This window comes from Streptococcus sp. oral taxon 431 (genome assembly GCF_023115445.1).
Classification (GTDB): Bacteria; Bacillota; Bacilli; order Lactobacillales; family Streptococcaceae; genus Streptococcus.
On the sequence record NZ_JALDUI010000030.1, the window covers coordinates 1 to 5,568 of the forward strand.

General features: G+C 37.7%; 1 protein-coding gene. It reads right to left on the reverse strand.

The window, feature by feature from the left end; translation table 11 throughout:
* Nucleotides 1-93: 93 nt before the first annotated feature.
* Nucleotides 94-5,463 carry an SIALI-17 repeat-containing surface protein gene (locus tag M1R56_RS09875; RefSeq protein WP_348982776.1) on the reverse strand — a complete coding sequence of 1,790 codons (5,370 nt, stop codon included), beginning with the start codon at nucleotides 5,461-5,463 and terminating at the stop codon, nucleotides 94-96.
* Nucleotides 5,464-5,568: the final 105 nt, after the last annotated feature.

Sequence of the window (5,568 nt, forward strand, 5' to 3'; positions counted from 1 at the left end):
ACCTCAGAATAGCTACTGTCTCATCTCTTTTTTTACTTAAGCTCCTTGATATACTTGACAAATGGTAGAAAAGAGCCAAAAAACTTGTCCCTTTTATATTTTAAACAATGGATTTAAGAAACCATCTGTGTTTTGTAATAATTTCTTATAAACTTTCCACTTGAGGCCTTCGGTATGCTTGAAACCACCTTCTTTCAAGTCTTTCTCAACAGCAGTGTTAAATAAGTTTTGAAGTTGAGCGTAAGTTGAAATCTTAGAACCGTCTACTTCAATCTCAACAAAGCCTTTCTGTGCTTTCGCATACACTTCATGATACCAATGTCTCTTCCACTCTTCAAGTGTCTTGAATTTGTCTCCAGATACTTTCTTGATAATGAAATCATCGCCTAAAAGACCTTTATTTTCTTTATCAGCAGCACCTTGATGTTTGCTTGAAACATAGTCAATGAATCCATGTTCATATCCATAGTACCCCCACATACGGAAGGCATTATGTTTGAATGATAATGAACCTGGTGCTCCTTGGCTTGTATTACCACCGTAAATACCAGCCATCATATTGACATTGACATAAGCCGTACCAAAATCTTCTGGGTGGAAGACTTTATTGCCTGGATTTCCGTGAATAGTCATAAAATTGTTATTTACCAAATCATCAATGGTTTCAAGATTGGTTATTTTCTCAGCGTCTGTCAAGTCACGCACTTTGTCCCATTGGTGAGGACCACTTAGTTTATTTCTATCCATTGGTCGACGTATTTCACGGTCAATTTTCTTGAACCACTTACTATTGTCACCTTTAACCTTAGGAAGAACAGCTTCAGCTTCAGCATAATCAAGCATCATCATAGCTTCATTGTAGTTCTTCATGTATTTATCTATAGTTTCACGCGAATCCAGCTTGTTAGGATTATAGTTGTACCATTGGTTACCATCATTTTGACGTTCAAATGCCATATTTAATCCAAGTGCACCGTATTCACCTTGATGTCCGTGTTGTGCTGGAGTTTGTAACATACCCTGAGCAAATGCTTCAAGGTCTGTACCTTGTCGATGTCTATGACCACCCAAATATGCCATGCGGTCATTTACGTGGGTAGTTTCATGTGTAAAGGCAGATGTGCCGTATTCACTTATTAAATCCGACATAACAAAATATACAGCATCCATAGGTTGTGGATCAGCAAAGATGTAAGCATAGGCTCCATAGCCATACTTATACTCATGATACTTCCCAATACGACCAAAGAATTCCCTGACTGGAGTATAGTCTGATTTTCCATTTCTATGTCCGAATCTGTCAGGCCAGCCACCTGGAGCATTATGATTATCCCATACAGGAGTTGGAACTACATTTTGACTCTTAAGAAGTTTATCGCGTACATTATCAGTAGCAAGACGTGACCAAAAATCTAAGTAATTAACTTGCTCTTTGGCACGTAGATTAATCTCTTTTTTAAAGGCTTCACGTTCTTCTTCAGTATTTTTGTTGTATTTTTCAAATGCACCGAATGAAATTGAATTATACGTTGAAATCATAAATAGATGTGCATTTTTCAAATTAAGAAGAGGTAAAATCATGCGCCCATGCTGCCCATTATTAATTCCTTCGTATAGACGATATTTTTTGTTAGCAAATGCAGGGTTCGTTGATGGTTGTTCAACTACATACGCGTTCTTTTCAATAGCTTTCTTAAACCAGTCATTTATATCTGTATGGTTAGTGAATAGCTTCATATTGTAATGTAAGAATCCATTTAATTCATTTATTCCAATTGTTCCACCTATAGTTTCACGATAAGCTTCTAAAGTTCTATCTCCTTTAACATTTCTTTCACTTGAACCAATTTTGATTAAGAAATCTAAAACATTAACATTCTTACCATAAAAATCAGGTTTAAACATCATAATATCTTTAATTGATAACTCATCGTATTTAAAACCATAATATTGATTTAAGTAGGCCAGCCCCATCATGATTTTAGCTTTGTTATCTTCAACTTTCTTAAGTAAAGCACGCTCGACTACTTCCCCACCGTTTAACTGATGATCTTCATTTTCTAAAATCTGACTAACAAGTTTTTCTAAGTTTCCTTTGACTTCTTCGAAGCTTTCTTCTAAATACAAGCCCTTAATGTACTCAGTTTTCTTCTCAGGGGTATTTTGCCAAGGTTTCTCACGCTTATCCATCAAGCTACGAACTTCATCTGAAAGTAGGGTAACACTAGCTAACTTCTCTTTGATATTGCTTGCTAACTGGCTACGATTCTTCATAACCATATTTGGAGTATAGACAATGTTTTGACCTGCTACATCATACTCTTTTACTTGAGCTACTTTAGAATTCGTTTTAGCGGTCACAGTTAACTCTTCTTTGGTTCCATCGGCATAGTGAATCATGATTTTATCCACACTTGATAAATCAGTGACAAATTGCCCTGCTTTCATACCTGTTACAGACAGAACAGTTTTCTTAACAAGATTGGAATCATCTGTTAACTTATTCCCTTGGTTTACAATCCACTCTTTGTTATAAAATGGTTGCAGTTTTTCCAAGTTTCGATAAGCTAGGTTTCTTGTTTCTTGGTAGTCCTGAATCGCTTTATATTCAGAATCTCTATCAACGATACGATTTAACTTGTTTACAACTGGATCTTGAATAGCGAAGGTATTCGCAGTAATCCCCATATTAGCGATTTTGGCGTCTGCTTCGGCTTGAGAGATACCAGTAATACGATTTGAATGCTTGTAGGAAGATAAACCACTTGCAACACCATTTACATAATTTACACGTTTGATATTATCTAATCCAAAATATTGGTCATTATCATTCAAGGCTGGTGAACCATAGACAATTTCACCATTATTTACTTTAAGCATTGTTACGACGTCTTCAATAACACCCCAGTTAAAGTTGTTATGAATTACACCTCCACTTTCGCCATGCTGAATCAAATTCATAGTACCTTTTATTACAGCATTTCGGAGAAATCCTTTTTTACCTACTGTCATCGAGTCAATACCATGATCTAGTTTACCAATTAAACCACCATATTTAGATTTATTGGCACTAATCTTAGCATCAACGTAAGCTTTATCAACGTTACTTATCCAACTTTCGCTGACAAGTCCACCAGACCACCAGCCTTTATCTCCAAGACTGTTAATCTTGCCAATAAAAGCTACATTGCGCATATTAGATTCGTCTAACTTATTAACAGCACCGGTTACATCGTTATTTCCTGTTACTGAACCTACTACTTTGATATTCTCAAGTGTAGACTTCTTAAACATATTACCAATAGGTGCAACTTTATCAGCCCAAGGCATGTTTATATTTACATTACCTAAGTTAAAGTTTTTGAGTGTAGCACCTTCAGCCTCATTAAACAAAGGTCTTTCTAAGTTATGAATCGTGTACTGATGATTCTCTACACTTGATAAAGTACCTCTAAACTTAGCCATAACATAAGCTTTACCTGCTGGCTTAACGTTAACTGCATTCAAATCTGCACCAAGTTTAAACTCACCGGTAGGATTTGCTTGCATGTCTTTTGCTAAATCATGGAAGTTGTAATAAACCTTATCCTCGGTAGCCCTCGGTTTTTCAAGATAATAAGTGTAAGTGTCTCTTAACTTACCGTCTTTATCACGTTGAACTAAGTCAGGTGCTTTTGCCGTTATCTTGTAAAGCTGCTTACCTTCCTCAATGACCTCTTCAATCTTATCAATTGCTAAACGAGTCACTTTGTTTTCTCTGGAGGTTACTTTTAAGTAATAGTTGTTAACATTACTTGGAAGAGAGGTTAAATGATTACTATCGCTTTCGACACCGCTTTCGTTTACTTGTACGAGGCTGGTATTTGCAATATCTTTCAACTCAACTTTCTTTAAATCTAAGCGTAAAGGTTTATCTTCCAAAGTCGATACTTCTGCACCCTTACCTACATCATAAGTCATAGTGGTTGAAATCGTATAATCTTTGTAATAGTCTAAGTTCTCTAATACTTGAGATAAGTTATCGGTTTTTAAATCAAGCGTTTTTACAATTTTTCCACCTTCTTTGATAGTCGCTACAATGCGTGTAATTGTAGCATTGTCTTGATTTTCTAGATTGTAGTTAATTGTAGCAGACTTAGCTAAAACATCCTTAGATACAGTGGTCAGAGTCAAAACAGGAGCCGTTTTTTCTTTGGGCTTTTCTTTGGTACCTTTTACAAGAATTTCAGGCTTCATTTCTTTCAACACAGTTACTGTTTCAACTGGGTCACTGATTTTTTTGCCATGTAACTCTTCATAGCTAGTAACAATTTGACGTTCGCCATCCTCACCAACTTGTTTAATAGAATCATCACCTATAAATTTGCTAGAATCAGATTCTTCTGTGATAGTTTTAGGAATAGTCTCTGTACGAATATCAGTATGTAAAGCAGGAAGCTCTTCGCTCTCTGGAGCAACGTCAGGAACTGTAGCTAGTGGATCGGTATACTCTGAGATTTCAATAACCGGCGGATCAATTAAGTTTCCTGTTTCATCTACTCCTGTTGTACCTACAGATTCCGTGTATTCTGACTTCTCGGACTTGGGTGCTTCTTCTGGAACTGTGCCTACCGGTTCAGTGTATGCTGGTTTTTCATGAACTTCTGGCTCACCTTTGTCAGTCACAACAGCTTCGGGTAATGCCAGTTGAACTTCCGGCTCGCCTTTGTCAGTCACAATAGCTTCCGACAACGCTGGTTGAACTTCCGGCTCCCCTTTGTCAGTTACAACTGCTTCGGGTAACGCTGGTTGAACTTCCGGCTCCCCTTTGTCAGTCACAATAGCTTCCGGCAACGCTGGTTGAACTTCCGGCTCACCTTTGTCAGTCACAACAGCTTCGGGTAATGCCGGTTGAACTTCCGGTTCGCCTTTGTCAGTCACAACAGCTTCGGGTAACGCTGGTTGAACTTCTGGTTCTACAAGGTTTGTACCTATTGGTTGCGTATAGTCAGGCTTCTCATACTTAGGAGCATCGTCTGGGACTGTGCCTACTGGTGCAGTGTACTCTGGTTTCTCTGATTTAGGTGCTTCGTCTGGAGCCATACCTACAGGCTCAGTGTATGCTCGCTTCTCAGCTTTAGGAGCCATATCAGGAACTGTTCCTACCGGTGCAGTATATTCTGGTTTCTCATGAACTTCGGGCTCAACCAGATTACCACCAACTGGTGCTGTATGTTCTGGTTTTTCTGCTTTAGGCGCTTCATTAGGGATACTTTGAATTTCAGATACTGGAACATTTTTTGTCCCCTCATTCTTATGTTGAATTTCTGAAATTGCATCATCATTAAGGGGTAAGTATCCAATATAACGATATCCAGCAATTTGAACCACTCCTTCATTACTTGGAGCTTTCAAAGGATTGCTTATATCGAGAGCTTGCATACTAGAAAGACTAATCAGTCCGATAGTAGTAACTAAGAACAAACTAGAAACTTTTTTCTTTTTATGAACCAAAACATACTAAGATTAGTAGTGAGGAAATCTCCGACGGGAGAAAGTACTCACTACTTTTTCGTTATGTTAAAGTAG